This is a genomic window from Herbiconiux sp. (genome assembly GCF_004297105.1).
In the GTDB taxonomy this organism is placed as follows: domain Bacteria; phylum Actinomycetota; class Actinomycetes; order Actinomycetales; family Microbacteriaceae; genus Herbiconiux.
Genome location: NZ_SCVE01000006.1, coordinates 93,492 through 113,624, shown reverse-complemented (window position 1 = coordinate 113,624; position 20,133 = coordinate 93,492). Strand labels below are relative to the sequence as shown.

The 20,133-nt window shown below is 69.9% G+C and carries 18 protein-coding genes and 1 tRNA gene; 11 read left to right on the top strand and 8 right to left on the bottom strand.

What is annotated here, in order from left to right:
- Nucleotides 1–10: 10 nt before the first annotated feature.
- Both EPO52_RS02050 and EPO52_RS02045 read left to right on the top strand, forming a co-directional pair.
- Complete coding sequence (locus EPO52_RS02050) at nucleotides 11–1,144, top strand: acyl-CoA dehydrogenase family protein (RefSeq protein WP_290801209.1); 1,134 nt, start codon at nucleotides 11–13, stop codon at nucleotides 1,142–1,144.
- Nucleotides 1,145–1,185: 41 nt separating this feature from the next.
- Nucleotides 1,186–1,572, top strand: coding sequence for an SIP domain-containing protein (locus EPO52_RS02045; protein WP_290801206.1), 387 nt, complete (start codon nucleotides 1,186–1,188; stop codon nucleotides 1,570–1,572).
- 97 nt (nucleotides 1,573–1,669) lie between these two features.
- Here EPO52_RS02045 and EPO52_RS02040 read toward each other — a convergent pair whose 3' ends face one another.
- From EPO52_RS02040 to EPO52_RS02020, 5 genes are all read right to left on the bottom strand, one after another.
- Nucleotides 1,670–2,074, bottom strand: a complete 405-nt coding sequence (locus EPO52_RS02040) for a Fe-S oxidoreductase (RefSeq protein ID WP_363339127.1) — start codon at nucleotides 2,072–2,074, stop codon at nucleotides 1,670–1,672.
- On the bottom strand, nucleotides 2,071–3,513 hold the full coding sequence (locus EPO52_RS02035; protein ID WP_290801203.1) for an NAD(P)/FAD-dependent oxidoreductase: 1,443 nt from the start codon (nucleotides 3,511–3,513) through the stop codon (nucleotides 2,071–2,073). The genes EPO52_RS02040 and EPO52_RS02035 overlap by 4 nt, the downstream gene beginning before the upstream one ends.
- A 70-nt stretch (nucleotides 3,514–3,583) precedes the next feature.
- A complete protein-coding gene (locus EPO52_RS02030; RefSeq protein WP_290801200.1) occupies nucleotides 3,584–4,423 on the bottom strand; it encodes an arginase family protein in 840 nt (279 codons plus the stop codon).
- Nucleotides 4,424–4,436: 13 nt separating this feature from the next.
- Nucleotides 4,437–5,192: a PspA/IM30 family protein gene (locus EPO52_RS02025; RefSeq protein ID WP_290801197.1), complete on the bottom strand. Its 756-nt coding sequence runs from the start codon at nucleotides 5,190–5,192 to the stop codon at nucleotides 4,437–4,439.
- Between the two features lie 134 nt (nucleotides 5,193–5,326).
- Nucleotides 5,327–7,417, bottom strand: coding sequence for a TPM domain-containing protein (locus EPO52_RS02020; RefSeq protein WP_290801195.1), 2,091 nt, complete (start codon nucleotides 7,415–7,417; stop codon nucleotides 5,327–5,329).
- Nucleotides 7,418–7,592: 175 nt separating this feature from the next.
- Between EPO52_RS02020 and EPO52_RS02015 the strand changes: the two genes are divergently transcribed.
- Together EPO52_RS02015 and EPO52_RS02010 are read left to right on the top strand one after the other, a co-directional pair.
- Entirely contained in the window at nucleotides 7,593–8,378 is a 786-nt protein-coding gene (locus tag EPO52_RS02015) for a gamma-glutamyl-gamma-aminobutyrate hydrolase family protein (protein WP_290801192.1), read from the top strand.
- Nucleotides 8,379–8,596: 218 nt separating this feature from the next.
- The gene (locus EPO52_RS02010) at nucleotides 8,597–9,922 is read left to right on the top strand and encodes a C40 family peptidase (protein WP_290801189.1); all 1,326 of its coding nucleotides are present in this window, start codon (nucleotides 8,597–8,599) and stop codon (nucleotides 9,920–9,922) included.
- A gap of 16 nt (nucleotides 9,923–9,938) precedes the next feature.
- Here the strand turns inward: EPO52_RS02010 and EPO52_RS02005 are convergent, their stop codons facing one another.
- From EPO52_RS02005 to EPO52_RS01995, 3 genes are all read right to left on the bottom strand, one after another.
- Nucleotides 9,939–10,148, bottom strand: a complete 210-nt coding sequence (locus EPO52_RS02005) for a hypothetical protein (RefSeq protein ID WP_290801187.1) — start codon at nucleotides 10,146–10,148, stop codon at nucleotides 9,939–9,941.
- A gap of 145 nt (nucleotides 10,149–10,293) precedes the next feature.
- A complete protein-coding gene (locus EPO52_RS02000; RefSeq protein WP_290801184.1) occupies nucleotides 10,294–11,430 on the bottom strand; it encodes an ice-binding family protein in 1,137 nt (378 codons plus the stop codon).
- A gap of 206 nt (nucleotides 11,431–11,636) precedes the next feature.
- Nucleotides 11,637–11,709 (bottom strand) — tRNA-Arg (locus EPO52_RS01995).
- A 107-nt stretch (nucleotides 11,710–11,816) separates the two neighbouring features.
- Between EPO52_RS01995 and EPO52_RS01990 the strand changes: the two genes are divergently transcribed.
- From EPO52_RS01990 to thrB, 7 genes are all read left to right on the top strand, one after another.
- Nucleotides 11,817–12,611 carry a transglutaminase family protein gene (locus tag EPO52_RS01990; RefSeq protein WP_290801181.1) on the top strand — a complete coding sequence of 265 codons (795 nt, stop codon included), beginning with the start codon at nucleotides 11,817–11,819 and terminating at the stop codon, nucleotides 12,609–12,611.
- A 70-nt stretch (nucleotides 12,612–12,681) separates the two neighbouring features.
- The gene (locus tag EPO52_RS01985; protein ID WP_290801178.1) at nucleotides 12,682–14,337 is read left to right on the top strand and encodes an arginine--tRNA ligase; all 1,656 of its coding nucleotides are present in this window, start codon (nucleotides 12,682–12,684) and stop codon (nucleotides 14,335–14,337) included.
- A 40-nt stretch (nucleotides 14,338–14,377) separates the two neighbouring features.
- Complete coding sequence (locus tag EPO52_RS01980) at nucleotides 14,378–15,157, top strand: DUF2993 domain-containing protein (RefSeq protein ID WP_290801175.1); 780 nt, start codon at nucleotides 14,378–14,380, stop codon at nucleotides 15,155–15,157.
- A gap of 131 nt (nucleotides 15,158–15,288) precedes the next feature.
- On the top strand, nucleotides 15,289–16,731 hold the full coding sequence (gene lysA / locus EPO52_RS01975) for a diaminopimelate decarboxylase (RefSeq protein ID WP_290801172.1): 1,443 nt from the start codon (nucleotides 15,289–15,291) through the stop codon (nucleotides 16,729–16,731).
- Entirely contained in the window at nucleotides 16,728–18,071 is a 1,344-nt protein-coding gene (locus EPO52_RS01970; RefSeq protein WP_290801169.1) for a homoserine dehydrogenase, read from the top strand. Before lysA ends, EPO52_RS01970 begins: the two co-directional genes overlap by 4 nt.
- On the top strand, nucleotides 18,071–19,177 hold the full coding sequence (gene thrC / locus EPO52_RS01965) for a threonine synthase (RefSeq protein ID WP_290801167.1): 1,107 nt from the start codon (nucleotides 18,071–18,073) through the stop codon (nucleotides 19,175–19,177). Before EPO52_RS01970 ends, thrC begins: the two co-directional genes overlap by 1 nt.
- Nucleotides 19,174–20,124, top strand: a complete 951-nt coding sequence (gene thrB / locus EPO52_RS01960) for a homoserine kinase (protein ID WP_290801164.1) — start codon at nucleotides 19,174–19,176, stop codon at nucleotides 20,122–20,124. The genes thrC and thrB overlap by 4 nt, the downstream gene beginning before the upstream one ends.
- Nucleotides 20,125–20,133 lie beyond the last annotated feature (9 nt).

Sequence of the window (20,133 nt, the reverse complement as noted above, 5' to 3'; positions counted from 1 at the left end):
GACCGCCTTCATGCTCACACGACCCTCCCCGGTACAGGTTCCCGACCAGGAACTCGCCTGGATCGAGACGGCGAAGGCGCTCGCCGCGCAGCTGAGCCAGACGGTCGAGGCGGATGACGTGTCGGGTGAGCTTCCGGTGGAGCACCTGCGGGCGGTTGCGGAGAGCGGTCTCGATGCGGCATTCCTGCCCGTGGAGTTCGGTGGCGAGGCGCTGTCGTACGCCACGCTCTCGCAGGTGGTGCGCCTCTTCGCCGCAGCGCATCCGGCGGTCGCGGCGGTGTGGCTCATGCACATCGGGGCGGCGCACGCCCTCGTCACTCTGTCGCCGCCCTCGAGCGCGGCCTACTTCGCGGAGCGGCTGCGTTCGGGGGCACGGTTCTCGAACGCCCTCTCCGAGCCTGCCGGGGGCAACTTCTTCCTCTCTTCGCAGCAGGATCTCGAGCCGGCCGAGAATGGCTGGACCCTCACCGGGCGCAAGCTCTTCGTCTCGGGAGCAGAGATCGCCGACCATTTCTTCCTCAACGCCCGCGTCGACGGCGGCCCGGGCTTCTTCGGTGTCGACCGCGACGAGACGCTCTCCTTCCCGCCGATCGATCAGACCATCGGGATGCGGGCCACCCGGAGCCGCACGATCGTGTTCGATGGAACCCACCTCGCGGCCTCGAGGCGCTGCGGTGCGCCGCCCGTCGACTACTCGAATCTCATCTCGGTCGGCTTCGCCTCGCTGTCGATCGGAATCGCCGAATCGGCGATCGACGCGCTGACGGTGTCGGCAAACGCGAAGAAGGGGCCGGCGGCCGAACGGCTGGCCGATGCCTCCTGGGTGAAGTCGGAGACCGCGATGGTGTGGGCCGAGCTCCGCGCGGCGCGTCTGCTCGCCGAGCAGACCGCGTGGCTCGCCGACCGACGGGATCCGCACGCGATGGCCGCCGCGACCGAGTCGAAGATGCTCGCCAACGAGGTGGCGAAGAAGGCGGCGGCGCTCGCGCTCAAGGTGGGCGGCGGCGGCGCCTACCTCGCCCGGTCGCCCATCCAGCGCATCTTCCGGGACGCCCAGGCCGGGGCTCTGATGGCGTACTCGGTGCCGTTCAGCCAGGAGCTCGTCGGAGGGTGGGTTCTCTCCGAGGCACCTGTCAGCGTATAGGTGTGGCAATCCTAAGTAAGGCATGCCTATACTGATGTCAAATGTATGTGATCGCTTCCGACTCGACCGTCGTCTCTCGTGCCGCAGGCCGTGTGCTCATCGCCGGTACCGAGGCCAACCTCGATGAGGTGCGGGCCGTCGTCGCCACCCTGGGCGACCGGGCGCGCGGTCAAATCTTCGTCGAGGTTCCCGACGCCGGTCACATCGATCCCATCGCCACGCCCGAGCGCGTCACCGTGACGTGGCTCACCCGCGACACCCGTTCCGGCGAGATGGGCACGGGCCTCGCCTGTGCCCCCGGCCAGGCTCTGGGCCGCGCCATCCGCGCCTGGGTCGGCGAGATGTCGACCGGGGTCTCCGAGATCGATGGCGACGACGTGTGCGTGTGGATCGGCCGCGACGTGCCGAACGACTACGTCCTGGTCTGAGCCGATGGCTCGCCCTTCGGGCGAAGCGTGCGCGCGACGTGCCACGAAGTGTTGTCGTGGCACGTCAGTTGCCACAACTTGTGGCAAGTCGAACGACTCAGCGGCGCGGTAGGTAGTTGCCGTCTTCGAGGCCGGCCTCGATCTCGAAGTGGTTGCTCAGGGGGTTCTGCCCGGCCAGCGCGTAGAGCAGCGGGAACATCATCCCGTACCGCATCCACTGCTGACGATGAATCGCCTCGTGCCGCAGCACGTGGGCCGCATCGTTCGTGTCGGTGAGGTACACCCCACCCACGCAGGTCCCCCCGCGCCGGAAGGCCCACGTCGGCAGCCGGGTGAACACGAACAGGCCGTCGACCCGGCGGGGGAGCCGCCGGCTGAAGAGCAGACCCACGCCGAGTCCCACCGCCGTGGCGTAGAGGTAACCGGCGAGAGCGAGCGGCGGGAAGTACAGGATGCTCCGCACCCTGGCCATCACCGGCCCCCCGTAGCGGGTCTCCGTCATGCGCTGTCGCGTCCGTACGTCTCGAGCAGCCGCAACCACACCTCGCTGATGGTCGGATACGACGGAACCGCGTGCCACAGCCGTTTCAGCGGCACCTCGCCCACCACCGCGATGGTGGCCGAGTGCACGAGCTCCTGCACATCCGGTCCGACGAAGGTGGCGCCGAGCAGCACCGAACGGTCTTCATCGACGACCATGCGGGCGGTCCCCGTGTAGCCGTCGATGTGCACGCTCGCCCCGGCGACGTTGCCGATCTCATAGTCGACCACGCGCGTGCGGTAGCCTGCCTTCTCGGCCGCGGCCGCGGTCAGCCCCACGGAGGCGACCGGAGGGTCGGTGAAAGTCACCTGCGGCACGGCCTCGTTGTCGGCGGTGGCCACGTGACGGCCCCAGGCCACGTCGTCGACCGGCTTTCCCGTGGCGCGCGCGGCGATCACGTCGCCCGCCGCCCGCGCCTGGTACTTGCCCTGATGGGTGAGCAGCGCCCGGTGGTTCACATCGCCCGTGGCGTAGAGCCAGTCGCCCTCGAGGGGCGCGCCATCGACCAGCACACGCAGGGAGTCATCCGTCTCCAGCCACCGGTCGGGCTCGAGGCCGATGGCCTCGAGGCCCAGGTCTCCGGTGCGCGGATGCCGCCCGGTGGCCACGAGGATCTCCTCCGACTCCACGACCGAGCCGTCGGCGAGGGTCGTGCGCACGACACCGTCGTCGCCCCGCGAGACCGAGGCCGGCGACGTGTTGAGTCGCAGGTCGACGCCGAGCTCCTTCAACGACGACGCCACGAGCTCGCCCGCGAACGGCTCCTGGGTGGCCAGCAGAGCACCTCGTGAGATCAGGGTGACGGATGTGCCGAAGCCCGCGTAGGCGGTCGCCATCTCGCAGGCCACCACGCCCCCGCCCACGATGGTGAGCCGGGCGGGTGCCGTGCGCGCGCTGGTGGCCTCCCGGCTCGTCCACGGCGTCGCCTCGGCGAGCCCCGGGATGTCGGGCAGCAGAGCGGTCGACCCGGTCGAGACCACGATCGCGTGCCGGGCACGCAGCGGCGAGGTGCTGCCGTCGGCGGCACGGATGCTGAGCTCCTTCACCCCGGTGAAGGTCGCGTGTCCGCGCACCAGGTCGATGCCGGCGCCGCTCACCCAGTCGGCCTGGCCCGAGTCGTCCCAGTTGCTCGTGAACGAGTTGCGGCGCTCGAAGACGGCGGCCACGTCGATGTCACCGGTGACGGCCTGTCGGGCGCCGCCGACGTTCTTCGCGGCACGTACGACCTCCCCGGCGCGCAAGAGCGCCTTCGAGGGCATGCAGGCCCAGTAGGAGCACTCACCGCCCACGAGTTCGGCTTCGACGAGGGCAACGGTGAGACCGCCCTGCACTCCGCGGTCGGCGACGTTCTCGCCCACTGCGCCGGCGCCGATGACGATGAGGTCGTATTCGGTGGTCATTGCTGCTCCTCAGATCTACGGATGCTCTCATCCTCCACCGAGGAGGCGGAGGGCGCTCGTCGCGCGTCGGTCAGCGCACCAGCGCCGAGACGATTCGCAGGATGGTGGAGAGGTCGCCTGCCGCGGCATCCGGCTCCGATGGTGCGAACTCGGTGATCGCCGCGCCGGCCAGGGGGAACTCGGCGCGGAGGGCGGAGATGGCGGCGGTGAGCCGGCCGACCTCCAGGCCGAAGGGCTCGGGGAAGGCGACCCCGTCGATCTCGCTCGGGTCGAGCACGTCGAGGTCGACGTGCAGGTAGAGCGAGCGGGCGCCGGTGGCGCGCACCGCCGCCACGAGAGCGGATGGATCGCCGAGCTGGGCCGGCGCGAACACCGGCAGGCCGGCCTCGTCGATGTAGGCGGCCTCCGCGTCGTCGAGCGCCCGGGTGCCCGCCAGCACGACGCGCGCGGGGTCGATCACGGGGGAGGCCGCCAGTTCGGGCGGTCCGCCCCCCAGCAGCGTGCGCAGGACCATCCCGTGGAACGCCCCCGACGGCGACGATCCGGGGGTGTTGAGGTCGCCGTGGGCGTCGAACCACACGACGGCCAGACCGCCCTCGCCCGCCGAGGAGGCCGCAGCGGCGGCATGACGGATGCTCGCGAACTCCACGCCGCAGTCTCCACCGATCACGATCGGAGTGCCGGGCGTCTCCGCCAGAGCGAGCCCGATCGCCTCTGCCGCGGTCGAGATCGACGAGAACCGGTGCACCCCCGTGTCCAGGGATTCACCGGCTCCCGTCGGCATCTCGACCACGCGCGTGCTCGCGGAGGGCAGATCGCCGCGGATGGCCTCCGCGCCATCGATCAGTCGCATGGCCCGGGTGGACCCGGAGCCCTGCCACTGCGGAACGACGACGAAGCTCGCACTCACGACAGGGACGCGCCTATTCGCCGCTCGTGACCGCGGGCGTGACCGGTGCGGCCGACGAGCCGGACTTCAGCGCGGCCAGCCGGGCCTCGACCTCGGTGAGCTCGCCCAGGTCGTCGAGGCTCTCGAACTGCGAGTCGAGGCTGGAGGCGTTCAGCTCCTCCTGGCCGCGCACCCGGGCCTCCTCGCGGCGGATCTTGTCCTCGAACCGGCCGAGGTCGCTCGACGGGTCGAGCACGTTGATGTTCTTCAGCGCATCCTGAACCTGACCCTGCGCCTCGGCGGTCTTGGCGCGGGCCACCAAGTTGTCGCGCTTCGTCTTCAGCTGGCTGAGCTTCTCCTTCATCGAGGCGAGACCGGCCTTGAGCTTCTCGACCGACTCGGTCTGCGAGGCGATCGACGGCTCGGCGTCCTTCGCCTCCTTCTCGGAGCCGAGCTGGCGGGTGAGCGCCACCTTGGCGAGGGCGTCGAACTTGTCGGCATCGACCGTGTTGCCCGCTGCGCGGTACTTGTCGGCCTGCGTGCTGGCGGCGAGGGCCTTGCGGCCCCAGTCCTCGGCGGCGGCGACATCTGCGCGGTGGTCGTCCTCCAGCAGACGGAGGTTTCCGATGGTCTGCGCGATGGCGCTCTCCGCATCGGCGATGTTCGAGGTGAAGTCACGCACCAGCTGGTCGATCATGAGCTGGGGGTCTTCCGCCTGGTCGATCAGTGCGTTGATGTTCGCTTTCGCGAGCTGGGCGATACGTCCGAAGATGGACTGCTTGTTCGACATCGTTGTTCTCCTTGCTCAGTCCGGTGCACGTGCGACCGGGGTGGTTGCGGGTGGTTCGTGGTTCGTGTCGTGACGACGGGTGCGTGCGGGTCAGATCGTCGTCGTGGGGAGGCATCCCGTGGATCTCGTCGTGATCAGAATCGGCCTCCGCCCCCGCGCCGGCCGCCGCCGCCGCTGAATCCGCCGCCGCTCGACCGCCGCGAGCCGCCACCGCCGCCGCGGCTTCCGCCGCCCCAGCCGGAGGAGCCGCCGCCGAACCCGCCCAGGCCGCCGAACCCGCCCGAGGAGCGGCCCGCGCCCCCGCCGCCGAGGAGCCCGCCGATGATGCCGCCGAGCAGGGCGCCGCTGAAGTCGCTGCCGCCTCCTCCGCCCCCGGAACCCTGCATCGGCCCCGACTGCGCCCAGCTCACGTCCTGCTGGGCGGAGGCGGATGCGCGGGCCGCCAGTTGCGACGCACTCGTGGCCTCCCGCAACGACGTCTCCGGATCGCTCGACGCGATCGAGAGAGCGAGGTCGAGGTGCCGCTGCGCCTCGGAGAGCCGGGTGCGGGCATCCGCCCCCACCGCGCCGCGCCGGGTCTGCAGGTAGCTCTGGGTGGCCTGGATCTCGCTCTGCGCAGTGGTGATGGCACGGTCGCGCTGCGCCACGAGACGGGCCAGGCGTTCTTCTTCGCCGCGCACCGTGGCCAGGGCCTGGTCGAGCGGGGCGTCTGCCTGGTCGAGCGCGGTCTTCGCGTTCAACGGGTCGCGCCCGCCGATGCTCCTCGCCCGCTGAACTTCTACGCCCAGTGCGGCGGCGAGCGGCGCGAGACCGGCCGCCGCCGGGTTGCCGGCGGCCTGCAGGCGCTGCACGTCGGCCAGATCCTGCTCGGCATCGGCGAGCGAGGCCGCGAGGGCGGTGGATGCGGCCGCGAGGTCGTGCTCGAGGGTGGCAACGGCTCCGGTGACCGTCTGTGCCTGCGCCACCGCTTGACGGGCGTTGCGGATGCGCAGCGCGGCCTGAGCGGTGTCGCCCGCGGCGATCGCGGCGGAGGCCGCCCCCAGCTCGTTCTCGGCGAACGTGCGCAGGCTGTCGGACTGCTCGACGCTGCCGCTCACCGTCAGGAGTGCGGGGGCGTCGTAGTTCTGGCCGAGTCGCACGAGGCGCTCACGCGCATCCGTGCCACTGCCGGCGAGAGCAGCGAGTTCTGCCTTGGCGGTCTCGAGTGCGGGTGCAGGGTCGCGCTCCACGTCGCGCAGCGCGGTGAAGGCCTCGGCCTGGTCGTCGAGACGGTCGGCGGCCTGGTCGCAGATCGCGATGATCTGCTCCGACCAGGCGCGTCGCTCCTCGTCGGTGTCGGGCACCGCATCGTCGAGCTTCTGCTTGAGCGCGAAAGCCTGCGAGAGCGAGGACTTCACCTCGTCGAGAACCGTCGAGAACGTCTGTGTGGCCTCGGCACCGAACTGCGCCACGGCGAAGCCGAGTTCCTGGGTGCTGGTGGTCACGGCGTCGTCGAGGTCGATCAGTACGGCGCCCACCCGCTGGTCGAGCTCTTTCTGCGTCGGCCCGGCTTCCGCGGCCGTCTTGTTGACACCCGCGTCGATCTTCCGGCGCCGGCGCAGGAGGAAGACCGCGAGCACCACCGCCACGGCCACGATGATGAGGATGGCGATGAGCCAGATGAAGCCGCCCACTCCCACGAGCGCGCTGTCGGTCGTGCCGCTGCTGCCGAGCTCCCGGCCGATACCCTGGGCCGCTCCGATCGCGGCGCCGGCCCAGTCGTTGTCGCGGAGCGCGGGAACGATGTCGTCGTTCTCGATGGTGGTCAGCTGGCTGTCGCTCAGTGCGAAGTCGGAGTCGACCGAGAGCTGGTACACGCGGTCGTCCGTCGCCACGGCGAGCAGCACGTCGTTGGTGCCGAACTGGTTGGTCTGTGCCACCTCGTTCGCCCAGGCCTGCCGGTCGGAGGGGTTCGTGAACGAGTCGGTGTACACCACGAAGAGGTTGACGCCGTGTTCGGTGGCGAGGCTGTCGAGCGCATCCTGCACCCGGGCCTGGTCGCCTCCCAGCACTCCCGACTCATCGACGATGTACCGGCCGTCGAGCGACACGGGGTCTCCGGCGAAGGCGGGTGCGGCCGGGGCGACGGCGATGACGCCCAGCACGGCGGCGGACAGGACGACGGCGGCGCTGACGAGTCTGGTTCTGAGGCTCGCCGCGCGGCGAGTGCGATGCGGGTGTCTCATTGCTCTGAAGTTTAGGAGGGCTGGTGAGGAATCGTCCATCGATCTGGGGGTTCTCCTCAGGAATCCCGAGCGCTTGCCGAACGGCGGCCGGATGTGCCAGGCCGAACCGCCCGTATGTTTCACTTCGTTACCCGTGCGGATGCGCGCCGACAGGCGGACGAAGAGGATGGTCTCTGTGCAGCCCGCCAACCGCCTCAGCGTCGTCATCGTGACGGAGTCGCGGCCGCACGCCCTCGACTACCAGGCGTACTCGTCGCTGCTCGTGTCGCGCGCCGTCCAGGCGGCCACCGGCGCCGGCTGGGCCGTCGATCTGGTGGCTGCCGGTGACCTCGGCACGGTCGAGACGCTGCGTCGCACCGACGGTTCCGCCGCCCTCGTGGTGCTCGGCGGCGAAGACATCGCGCCGGAGTTCTACGGAGCGGCCCGCGGCTACCGCGCCGAAGGCGCCCACGTCGAGACCGCCGACGAGGCTCAGATCGCCCTGGTTCAGCGCGCGGCCGACCGTGGCACCGCCGTTCTCGGCATCTGCCGCGGGCACCAGATCATCGATGTCGCTCTCGGCGGCACGCTCCTGCAGGATCTCGGTGAGACCCACGACCACCGCAACGACGGTGTGCCGATCACCTCGGTGATGTCCGACCACTCGGTGGCGATCCAGGCAGGCAGCCGCATCCTCGGCCGCTTCGCGCCGTCGCTCCTCACGCGCAGCGCCCACCACCAGGCCGTCGACCTGCTCGGTGGCGGCCTCCGGGTCGCCGCGCACGCCCACGACGGACTCGTCGAGGCGATCGAGCACGAGTCGCTTCCCCTGCTCGGGGTGCAGTGGCACCCCGAAGACCCCGGTGCGGTGCGTGGCCAGTTCGCGGCGCTGCTCGGCGCGGTGACGGATGCCGCGGGCATCTCGGCAGCCGGCTGTTCCGTGGCTGCCGAGCGCCCGCGCGCCGCATCCATCGCCGCCTGAGCGATCCCACACCGCCCTGCAGGCGCCGCTGCTCCAGGAGGAGAGTGGGCCCCGACCTCTCGATGGGGGCATCCGTGGATCGCGGACTATAAACCCGCCCTTTCGGATTTCGCTGTCACAAACATCGGCGAGTTGCTAATGTGGTCAGCGTTGTTGCTGTTACGCGTGTGACTGGAGTGATTCGGTTTCGGGCGTCACTCGAATGGTCAGGGGAAATCATGCGGGCACTCTCCGCTGTCGGAACGGTTCGACGTCGCACGATCGCGGGCGTCGCACTGGCCTCGGCCGGGGTGCTCGCCGCCACCCTTCTCATCACCTCGCCCGCCGCCGCCACCGACTATCCGTCGTGGAACGACGTCGTCGCCGCCAAGGCGAACGAAGCGACGAAGCAGAGCCAGATCTCCGAGTTGCAGGGCCTGATCAGCGGTCTGCAAGCACAGGTCGATGCCGCACAGGCGGTTGCGCAGCAGGCCTGGGACGCCGACCAGACGGCGCAGAACGCCCTCGCCGACGGCACACGCAGATCCGACGAGCTCGCGGCGCAGGCCGAGGCCGCGGCCACGCAGTCCGAGGCCTCCAACAAGCGTGCAGCGGCGCTCGCGGCGCAGTTCGCCCGCACCGCCGGCTCCGACCTCACCTCGCAGCTCGTGATCTCCGGGAGCGACAGCAGTGACCTGCTGTACCAGCTCGGTGCGATGTCGAAGCTCAGCGAGACCAGCCAGACCGTGTTCCAGAAGGCCGAGCAGGATGCCAACACGGCGTCGTCGCTCAGCGACCAGGCGGGTGTGGCGAAGGCCGAGCTCGAGAAGCTCGCGGCGGCCGCAGCGGCATCCCTTCAGTCGGCGGTCGACGCGCAGAAGGCCGTGCAGAGCGCGCTCATCGAGCAGGAGAACCACCAGGCCGAGCTGACGGTTCAGCTCGCCGCCCTGCAGGAGAACACGATCACCACCGAGGCCGACTACCAGGCCGGCGTCGAAGCAGAGCGCGTGCGCAAGGTCGCAGCGGAGCAGGCGGCAGCCGCGGCGGCTGCGGCGGCGGCGGCCGCAGCGACACCCTCGGCGGGATCCGGCGGCTCCTCGAGCGGGGGATCCTCCAGCAGCTCCGGGGGCGGCTCGTCGAGCGGCGGCTCGAGCGGCGGATCATCCGGTGGGGGTGGATCCTCGGGCGGCGGCGGAATCGTGGTCTCCCCACCCAGCCAGTCGTACAGCGGCCAGGCCGTTGTGGACTACGCCGAGCAGTTCGTGGGCGTCGTGCCCTACGGCTGGGGCGCAGACCCCAACGACAGCTTCGGCTGCGACGGCCTCACGCAATACGTCTTCAAGCAGTTCGGCATCTACCTGCCCCGCACGGTCAGCAACCAGGCCGCGATGGGTGTGCGGGTCTCCGCGCAGAACGCCCAGGCGGGCGACCTGGTGGTGTGGCCGGGCCAGCACATCGGCATCTACGACGGGCGCGGTGGCGTCATCCATTCGCCCGACTGGGGCCGGTATGTCACCCACGCCACGGGGCTGTGGGGCAGCTACTACTTCGTCCGCCTGGTCTGATCGGGCCGGGAACGGCTCAGCTGACCGCGTGGTCGGCGTACGACGTGACCGACTCGATCGTTCCGTCGGCGTTGCGCACGATGTGGTCGCAGCGCCGTGATCGCGCCCAGGTGCGGCCCTCGGCTATGGCCTGGGTGCGGATGACGTGCACCGACAGGTCGGTCTCTTCGTCCTGCATCCTGTTGTGCCACATGTTGTGGCTGCGGTAGGTCTCGACAGCACTCATTCTCGGATCCTTCATCATCGACGGATGTCACGGATGGGTAGTCCGCGTGGGACCACATTTTAGAGGTTCCCGCGCTGAAGATGTGCCGGATCACGATGATTTCTCGGGATGTGCCGCGTGAGTCCCGAGAGTGCCGAGGGCCCGGCTACGACCGGATGATGCGGTGTCGCCGGCGAATCGTGAGCAGCGTCACGGCCGCACCGAGTGCGAGCAGTGCGGATGCCCCTCCCACGAGTGCGGGGGTGTCGGCCGAGCCGGTGGCGGCGAGCGTCGTGCCCGTGGTGGTGCGCACGGTGGTGTCGCCCGGCGTGAGGGGTGTGGGGCTCGTCGTCGGGGTCGGTGCCGGTGCGATGGTGATCGTGTAATCGATCGAGACGTCGGGCGACGTTCCATTGGTCACCGTCAGGGTGAAGGTCGTGGTGCCCTCTCCCGTCGGTGTGCCGGTGATCTCGCCCGTGACATCGTCGATGCTGAGTCCGGGCGGCAATGAACCGGAGGTCACGATGTAGTGCGGTGCCGGGCTGCCGGTGGCGGTGACGGTGTGCGTGTACGGGGTGCCGGCGACACCGCTCGGCGGAGCCTCGGAGGTGATGGCCGGGGCGGTGTCGCCGTCGGCGGATCGGCCGCCGCACGCATTCGACACCGTGACGCGGTTGTTGTCAAGAGTCACCGCGGCGACGCGGGCGAGAAGCCGTCCGTCGACCCGGGCGCCGGTGGTCGCGGTGATGGAGGCCTGGGCCATGATCGTCCCGACGAAGTTCGAGTCGGTGCCGAGCTCGGCGGAACTGCCGATCTGCCAGAACACGTTGCAGGCGCTGGCGCCGCCGCTGAGCGTGATCCGCGAGTCGGCGGCGGTGGTGAGGCCCTCGGTTGCCTGGAAGACCCAAACCGATTCGGCCGTTCCGGCGAGGGTGAGTTCGCCGGTGATCCCGAGATTCAGACCTCGGTACACACCTGGGGTCAGTGACAGGCCACCGAGTTCGGCATACGTTCCCGGCATCGGAGTGAGACCCGCGGCCACCCCATAGGCGGTGGTGAGGTCGGCCTGCGCCTGGGCAGGCTCGGTGGCGGGTGGTGCGTATGTGGTCCCGTTCACGATTCCCGGGGGGAATCCGGTGATGGAGGTGCCGGGGCTCACACCGAGGTCGCCGTTCAGCACCGAACTCCCGGTGTTGGTCACGGCCGCGGCCCCGAGCACGCTGTAGCTGGTCGCGGTGCCGAGGTCGATCGGGCCGCCGTCAGCCGGCGGAATCGCCTGCGCGGCCGATGCGGAGACTGCCACCAGGCCCGCGGCCAAGCCGAGAGTGACTACAACCGTCGTGGTTTTTCGAGAACTCGTGCGTCGCATGTGCCTGCTCCACCCCATTGGAGGGGCACACCCACCGGGGACAGTCATCCCCGCGTACCTCTGCTGTCTCCAGGTCTACCACCGAGTGGATTCGTCGCAAAGGGGCTTAAGTCCATTTATCGGACGCGATCAGACGAGTGTGCCCCCAGTAGGATTTGAACCTACGGCCTTCTGCTCCGGAGGCAGACGCTCTATCCCCTGAGCTATGGGGGCCCGGGGTGCGTGTCAAGGGTAGCAGGGATGCGCGGCGCAGCCGGTCACGATGCCGTCTGTTTCACGCGGGTGATGCGCACCGCTCGGATCGTGACAGGATCGATCCCATGCAGCGATCCGTCACCGCTTACATCGACGCCCGAATCGACCAGGCCACATCGGTGGTGTTCTCCATCGCCGCGACGAGGGGGCCGGAATTCAGCCGCGAACGCGTCGAGTACGCGATCAACGGGAAGCAGATCGAACCGCTCGAGATCCTCGATCTGCACGGCACACGGCTGCACCGGTTCGACGTGCCCGTCGGCCGCTTCACGGCGGTGTACGAGGCCGTGGTCGAGGGCAAGGCCGATCCGGCGCCCGTCGATGACGTCGACCTCATCCGCTACCTCCGTCCGAGCCGCTACTGCGAGTCCGACACCCTCGCGCCCACGGCGCTGGGGGAGTTCCGAGGTCTCTTCGGCAAAGACCTCCTCGAGGCCATCAGCTCCTGGGTGGGCTCCGAGCTCAGCTACGTTCCCGGTTCGTCGGCGCCCACCGACGGAGCTGTGCAGACCCTTCTTCTGCGCCAGGGCGTCTGCCGCGACTACGCACATCTCGTGATCGCACTCCTCCGGGCTCTCGACGTGCCGGCGCGCCTTGCGGCGGTGTACGCGCCGGGGCTGTCACCCATGGACTTCCACGCCGTGGCCGAGGCCTACGTCGACGGCGCCTGGAACGTGGTCGACGCCACCACGCTCGCGCCCCGGGAGAGCCTCCTCCGCATCGCCACGGGCCGGGATGCGGCCGACACGGCGTTCCTCACGAACCATGGCGGCCTGCTCACGCTCGACCACCTCGAGGTCTCCGCGGTGGTCGACGTGCTGCCGAACGACGACCTGTCGGTGCTGGTGCCGCTGCGCTGACGCGAAGCGGGCCGGCTGCCGCTGCGCCACGGCGGGGTGCCACCGCCCCGGAGCGGTAGAATCGTTCGCCGTGACTCCCGAAGCCCTCTCCGCGCACCTTTTCGCCATCGTCTCCGACCGGCTCGCCTCCGTCGAGGGCATCTCGATCACCGAGAGCGACGCCGCGCTGGAGCGCCCTCGCAACCGCGACCACGGCGACTGGGCCTCGAACATCGCCATGAAGCTCGCCAAGCGGCTGGGCCTCAGCCCGCGCGACTTCGCCCTCGAGCTGGCCCCCGCCATCGAGGCCATCGAGGGTGTCGCCGCGGTGGATGTCGCGGGTCCCGGGTTCATCAACATCACCCTCGAGACCGCCGCCGCGGCCGAGATCGCCCGTACGATCGTCGACGCCGCCGAGAACTACGGCCACAACGAGGTGCTGGCGGGCCACGTCATCAACATGGAGTTCGTGTCGGCGAACCCGACCGGCCCGCTGCACATCGGTCACACCCGCTGGGCCGCTCTCGGCGACTCGATCGCGCGCGTGCTGCGCGCATCCGGGGCCCAGGTCACCGCCGAGTACTACATCAACGACGCGGGCAGCCAGATGGATGTGTTCGGTCTCTCCGTGCTCGCCGCGGCCAAGGGTCTGCCCACTCCCGAGAAGGGCTACCCCGGGCCCTACATCGGCGAACTCGCCGAGCGCGTCGTCGCCGCGGTGCCCGATCTGCTCGAGAAGCCCGACGACGAAGCCGTCGCCATCGCCCGCGACCTGGCCTACGAGCTCCAGCTGGCCGAGATCAAGCAGTCGCTCGAGAACTTCCACGTGCACTTCGACGTGTTCTTCTCCGAGCGGGCTCTTCATGCTCCGGATGCCGCCACCGGGCTCACCGCCATCGACGACGCCGAGGCGCGCCTACGTGCCCAGGGTCATGTCTACGAGGCCGACGATGCCGTCTGGGTGCGCACCACCGACTTCGGCGACGACAAAGACCGGGTGCTCACCCGCGGCAACGGCATCGTCACCTATTTCGCCGCCGACGCGGCCTATTACCTCTCGAAGAAAGACCGCGGTTTCGGCGAGAAGATCTATCTCCTCGGTGCCGACCACCACGGCTACGTGGGGCGCCTCAAGGCTCTCGCGGCCGCGGCCGGCGACGATCCCGCCACCCTCTCGGTGCTCATCGGGCAGCTCGTGAACCTGAACGGTGCCAAGCTCTCGAAGCGCGCCGGCAACATCATCGAGCTCGACGATCTGCTCTCCTGGCTGGGTGCCGATGCGCTGCGCTACTGGCTGGCCCGCTACCCGGCCGACTCGCCGCTCGCACTCGACGGGGAGAAGCTGCGCTCACGCACCAACGACAACCCCGTGTTCTACGTGCAGTACGCGCACGCCCGCACCCGTTCGGTGGCCCGCAACGCCGCCGAGGCCGGCGTCACGCGCGCCGACTTCGAGCCCGCGCTGCTCGTGCATCCCACCGAGACGGCGCTCATCGGCGCGCTGCAGGAGTTCCCGCGCATCGTGGCCCACTCGGCCGAGCTGCGCGAGCCGCACCGCATCGCCCGCTACCTCGAGGAGCTGGCCGGCTTCTACCACCGCTGGTACGACGCGTGCCGCGTGCTGCCCTTCGGCGACGAGGAGCTCGCGCCGATCCACGGCACGCGGCTCTGGCTCAACGACGCCACGGGTCAGGTCATCCGCAACGGGCTCGACCTGCTCGGGGTGTCGGCGCCCGACCGCATGTAGCACCCCTGTCGCGGGCGGGGGAGCATGCCACTATGGAGGCATGACCGCGCCCTATCCCGTCGCCGCCCCCGTCGAGCCGCCCAAGAAGCGCTCGCTCCGCTGGCTGTGGTGGCTGATCGGCATCGTCGTGGTGCTGGCCGTGGTGGTCGTGATCGCGGATGTCGCCACGCGCGCCTACGCCGAGAGCCGGGCGTCGGCCGAGATCGCGTCGTCGCTTCCCGACAACGTGCAGGGCGACATCGACGTCACGATCGGAGGAGCGTCGTTCCTGGCCCAGGTGGTGACCGGTCGCATCAGCGAGGTCACGCTCGACGCCCCCGATCTCACGGTGAGCGGCGTGCCGGTGTCGGCGCACGTGGTGGCCGACGGCGTGCCCACCGATCTGAGCCAGCCGATCGACCAGGTGCACGCCACTCTCACGCTCGACCAGGACGCGGTCGACAAGGTCATCTCGATTCCCGGCGGGTCGGGTCTCGTGCTCGGCGACGGCCAGGTCTCCTACGACGGAAGCCTGTCGGTTCTGGGGTTCACCGTCGGCTATCACGTCACCGGTGAGGTCACCGCATCCGGTACCGACGTCATGATCCAGCCCGGAGCGGCCACGCTCGACCAGGGTGCGGGCAGCCTCAACCTCGATCTCGACCAATTGCTCGGAGGCGTCACCAACAAGCCCATCACCGTCTGCGTGGCGAACTACCTGCCGCAGGGCGCACAGATCGAGTCGCTCACGGTCACCGAAGGGCAGGCCAGCGTGAACCTCACCGCACGCGGGTTCGTGGCGAACGAGCAGAGCTTCAGCACCATGGGCACCTGCGGCTGAGCGGCAGCGCTGGGCGGCTCTACCGCTAAGATCGTCGGTAGATCCGAGTGTTCATGCCTCGGAGTCGGCTTCAGGGACCAAGCCAGGTCCGCTCGCCCCTTGTGCCATCCAGACACCTAAGGGATCCGTCCATGACCTCCAGCCCGCTCGCGCCCGACTGGCTCGCGCACCCCCACGACGCGGATGCGCTGCCGTCGCCGATCTGGCCCGCCGGCGCCGCTCGCACCGAATCGGGTGAGATCGCCTTCGCGGGCGTCCCGGCCTCCGATCTCGCGGCACGCTTCGGCACGCCCCTCTACGTCATCGACGAGACGGATGCGCGCACCCGCGCCCGGGGCATCCGCACCGCCTTCCAGACCGAGGCCGCCCGGGTCGGCACGAGCTGCACCGTCTACTACGCCGGCAAGGCCTTCCTCAGCATCGAGGTGGCGCGCTGGATGGCCGAGGAGGGGCTCTCGGTCGACGTCTGCAGCGGCGGTGAGCTCGCGGTGGCCCTTGCCGCGGGGGTCGACCCCGCGCACATCGGCCTGCACGGCAACAACAAGTCGCTCGCCGAGATCGACCGCGCCGTGGCCGTCGGCGTCGGCGTGATCGTGATCGACAGCGCCATCGAGGTCGAGCGGGTGGCCGAAGCCGCGCAGCGGCACGGCCGCATCCAGGATGTGCGCCTGCGTGTGAACAGCGGGGTGCACGCCCACACCCACGACTTCCTCGCCACGGCGCACGAAGACCAGAAGTTCGGTGTGAGGCTCGACCAGGGCGCCGAGTACGTCGCCGCCATCCGCGCGCACGACTCGCTCGCGTTCCGTGGCCTGCACTGCCACATCGGCTCGCAGATCTTCGGCTCCGACGGCTTCGCCGAATCGGCCGCCCGCCTGCTCGAGCTGCACGCCCGGCTGCTCGAGGGCGGCGCGGTGCCCGAGCTGAACCTGGGCGGCGGCTTCGGCATCGCCTACACCACGGCCGACGATCCCACGCCGGCTCCCGAGCTCGCCGCCGTGATCGTGGATGCGGTCGCGGCCGAGTGTGCCCGGCTCGGCATCCCGGTGCCCGGTCTCGCCTTCGAGCCCGGCCGCTCGATCATCGGCACGGCGGGTGTCACCCTCTACGAGGTGGGCACGGTCAAAGACGTGCTGGTGAGCATCCCGGGCGAGGGAGCGGATGCGCACCCCACCGACTCGGTGCGCCGCTACGTCAGCGTCGACGGCGGCATGAGCGACAACGCCCGGCCCGCCCTCTACGGCTCCGACTACTCCGTTCGCCTTGCGTCGCGCGCCTCGGCCGCCGACCCGGCCCTCGTGCGCGTGGCCGGCAAGCACTGCGAAAGCGGTGACATCGTGGTGTACGCCGACTACCTGCCGGGCGACGTGCAGCCCGGCGACCTGCTCGCGGTGCCCGCCACCGGCGCTTACTGCTGGTCGCTGGCGAGCAACTACAACTACCTCGGCCGCCCCGCGGTCGTCGCCGTGCAGAACGGTGAGGCACGCGTGATCGTGCGCCGCGAGACCGAGCACGACCTCCTCGCACGCGATGCCGCGTACGTCGGCCCAGACTCCCTTGGAACCCTCTCATGATCGAATACCGCAATCTCAGGATCGCCCTCCTCGGCGCCGGCAGCGTCGGATCCCAGGTGGCGCGGCTGCTGCTCGAGAACCGCGACGAACTGGCAGCCCGCGTGGGTGCCGGCCTCGACCTCATCGGGGTCGCCGTGCGTGACATCGACGCCCCGCGCGACACCGCCATCCCGCGCGAGCTGCTCACCACGGATGCCTCGACGCTCATCCAGTCGGCCGACATCGTGATCGAGTTGATGGGCGGCATCGAGCCGGCCCGTCAGTACATCCAGCTCGCGATCGCCTCAGGCGCCGACGTCGTCACGGGCAACAAAGCGCTGCTCGCCACCCACGGCCCAGAGCTCTTCGACGCCGCCGACCGGGTGGGCGCGCAGCTCTACTACGAGGCGGCCGCCGGTGGGGCCATCCCCATCATCCGTCCGCTCCGCGACAGTCTCGCGGGAGATCGCGTCGACCGTGTGATGGGCATCGTGAACGGCACCACGAACTTCATCCTCGACCGCATGGACGTCGAGGGCGACACGTTCGAGAACGCCCTCGCCGTGGCCACCGAGCTCGGCTACGCCGAGGCCGACCCCACCGCCGATGTCGAAGGGTTCGATGCCGCGCAGAAGGCCGCGATCCTCGCCTCGCTCGCGTTCCACACCGCCGTGCCGGTGGAGTCGGTGCACCGCGAGGGCATGACCACGGTCACCGCCGCGCAGATCGACTCCGCGCAGAAGGCCGGCTACGTCGTGAAGCTGCTCGCCATCTGCGAGCGGTTGGTCGACCCGGAGACGGGCATCGAGGGGGTCGTGGCGCGCGTTCATCCCGCACTCATCAGCCGGATGCATCCGCTCGCCGCGGTGCACGGGGCCAAGAACGCGGTGTTCGTGCAGGCCGAGGCCGCGGGTGACCTGATGTTCTACGGGGCCGGCGCCGGGGGAGTGGAGACGGCCTCCGCGGTTCTCGGCGACCTCGTGTCGGCCGCGCGCCGGCACGTCGCGGGCGGCCCGGGCACGGGGGAGTCGACGCACGCGAACCTGCCGATCCTCGGCATCGGCGCCGTGATCACCCGCTACCAGTTGACCCTCATCGTCACCGACAAACCGGGTGTGCTGGCGCAGATCGCCGGCCTGTTCAGCGAGCACGGTGTCTCCGTGGAGGCCGTGCAGCAGACGGTCGCCACCGCCTCTGCGGCCGGGTCGGCATCGGAGTCGGATGCACTCACCGCTACCCTTGTCATTGTCACCCACGAAGCCACCGAAGCCGCCCTCGCGGCCACGGTGGCGGCTGTTTCGGCGAACGACGCCGTCGTTCGGGTCGAATCAGTCCTACGAGTTGAAGGAGAAACGCCCTAGTGGCCGACAGCACCCCCCGTATCCCGTCCCGCCAGTGGCGCGGGGTCCTTCACGAGTACGCCGACCGTCTCGACATCACCGACGCCACCCCGGTGGTCACGCTCGGTGAGGGCGGCACCCCCCTCATCCCGGCGCCGGCGCTCTCCGCCCGCACGGGTGCGAAGGTGTACATCAAGTTCGAGGGCATGAACCCCACGGGTTCGTTCAAAGACCGCGGCATGACGATGGCCATCTCGAAAGCCGTCGAGCACGGCGCGAAGGCCGTCATCTGCGCCTCCACCGGCAACACGTCGGCCTCGGCCGCCGCCTACGCCACGCACGCCGGCATCACCGCCGCCGTGCTGGTGCCCGAAGGCAAGATCGCGATGGGCAAGCTCAGCCAGGCCATCGCGCACAACGCCCAGCTCATCCAGGTGCAGGGCAACTTCGACGACTGCCTCGACCTCGCGCGCGACCTCTCGGCGAACTACCCGGTGCACCTCGTGAACTCGGTGAACCCCGATCGCATCAACGGCCAGAAGACGGCCGCCTACGAGGTGGTCGAGGTGCTGCAGGACGCGCCCGACTTCCACCTGCTGCCCGTCGGCAACGCGGGCAACTACACCGCCTACTCCCGCGGCTACGCCGAAGAGCTGGAGCGGGGCGTCGTCACGAAGCTGCCTCGCATGTTCGGCTTCCAGGCCGAGGGTTCCGCGCCCATCGTGCTCGGCCACGTGGTGAAGAACCCCGACACCATCGCCAGCGCGATCCGCATCGGCAACCCGGCCTCCTGGGAGCTCGCTCTCGCCGCGCGCGAGTCGACCGACGGCTACTTCGGTGCGATCAGCGACGAGAACATCCTCGCCGCACACCGCATCCTCTCGGCCGAGGTCGGCATCTTCGTGGAGCCGGCCTCCGCCATCGGCGTCGCAGGCCTGCTCGAGCGCTCCGACGCCGGGGTCATCCCCGCGGGCGCCACCGTGGTCATCACGGTCACGGGTCACGGTCTGAAAGACCCGCAGTGGGCTCTCCGCGGCGAAGACGGGGGAGAGGTCAAGCCCACCGTCGTGTCGGTCGACTCCGCCGAGATCGCCGGCGTGCTCGGCCTCCAGAAAGCTGCTTCGTGAGCCTCGGCGCCATCCCCGTGGGCCGCTCGGTCACCGTGCGCGTTCCCGCGACCACGGCGAACCTCGGTCCCGGCTTCGACACACTGGGCCTCGCACTCGCCCTCTACGACCAGCTAACCGTCACCGTCCGCGACGAGCCGGGTGCGTTCGTCGACGTCGACGGCGTGGGTGCCGGCGAGGTGCCGACGGATGAGAGCAACCTCGTCGTGCGGGCCATCGCCCACACCTTCGCCGCCTACGGGCAGGAGCTGCCCGGCCTGCACCTCGAGGCCCACAACGTGATTCCGCACGGTCGGGGGCTCGGGTCATCCGGAGCGGCCATCGTGTCGGGCATCATGGCGGCCAAGGGGCTGCTCGAGGGCATCGTCGAGATCGACTCGCTCGGGCTGCTCGCCCGGGCGACCGAGCTCGAGGGGCACCCCGACAACGTGGCGCCGGCGCTCTTCGGTGGCCTCACCATCGCCTGGGTCACTCCCGAGGGGCCGCAGTTCAAGAAGCTGATCGTGCACCGCGGCGTCTCGCCCTTGGTGCTCGTGCCGCAGGAGACCATGTCGACCGCGCTCGCGCGCAGCCTGCAGCCCGAGTCGGTGCCGCACGCCGACGCCATCTTCAATGTGTCGCGCTCAACGCTGCTCATCGCGGCGCTCATCCAGAGCCCCGAGCTGCTGCTCGCGGCCACGGAGGACAAGCTGCACCAGAGCTACCGGGCGAGTGCGATGCCCGAGACCGACCGGCTCATCCAGGCGCTGCGTGCCGAGGGCTTCCCGGCCGTCGTGTCGGGTGCCGGGCCGAGCATCCTGGTGCTCTGCAGCGACCCCGGTCAGCGGCTCGCCGCCGCCGAACTCGTGGCCTCCCAGGCCGCGACACCCTGGGAGTCGCTGATTCTGGCCGTGGACTTCAAAGGTGCTACAGTTGAAGAGCACCCGGACGAAACCGGCTCTCTGTAGCCGAAGGGT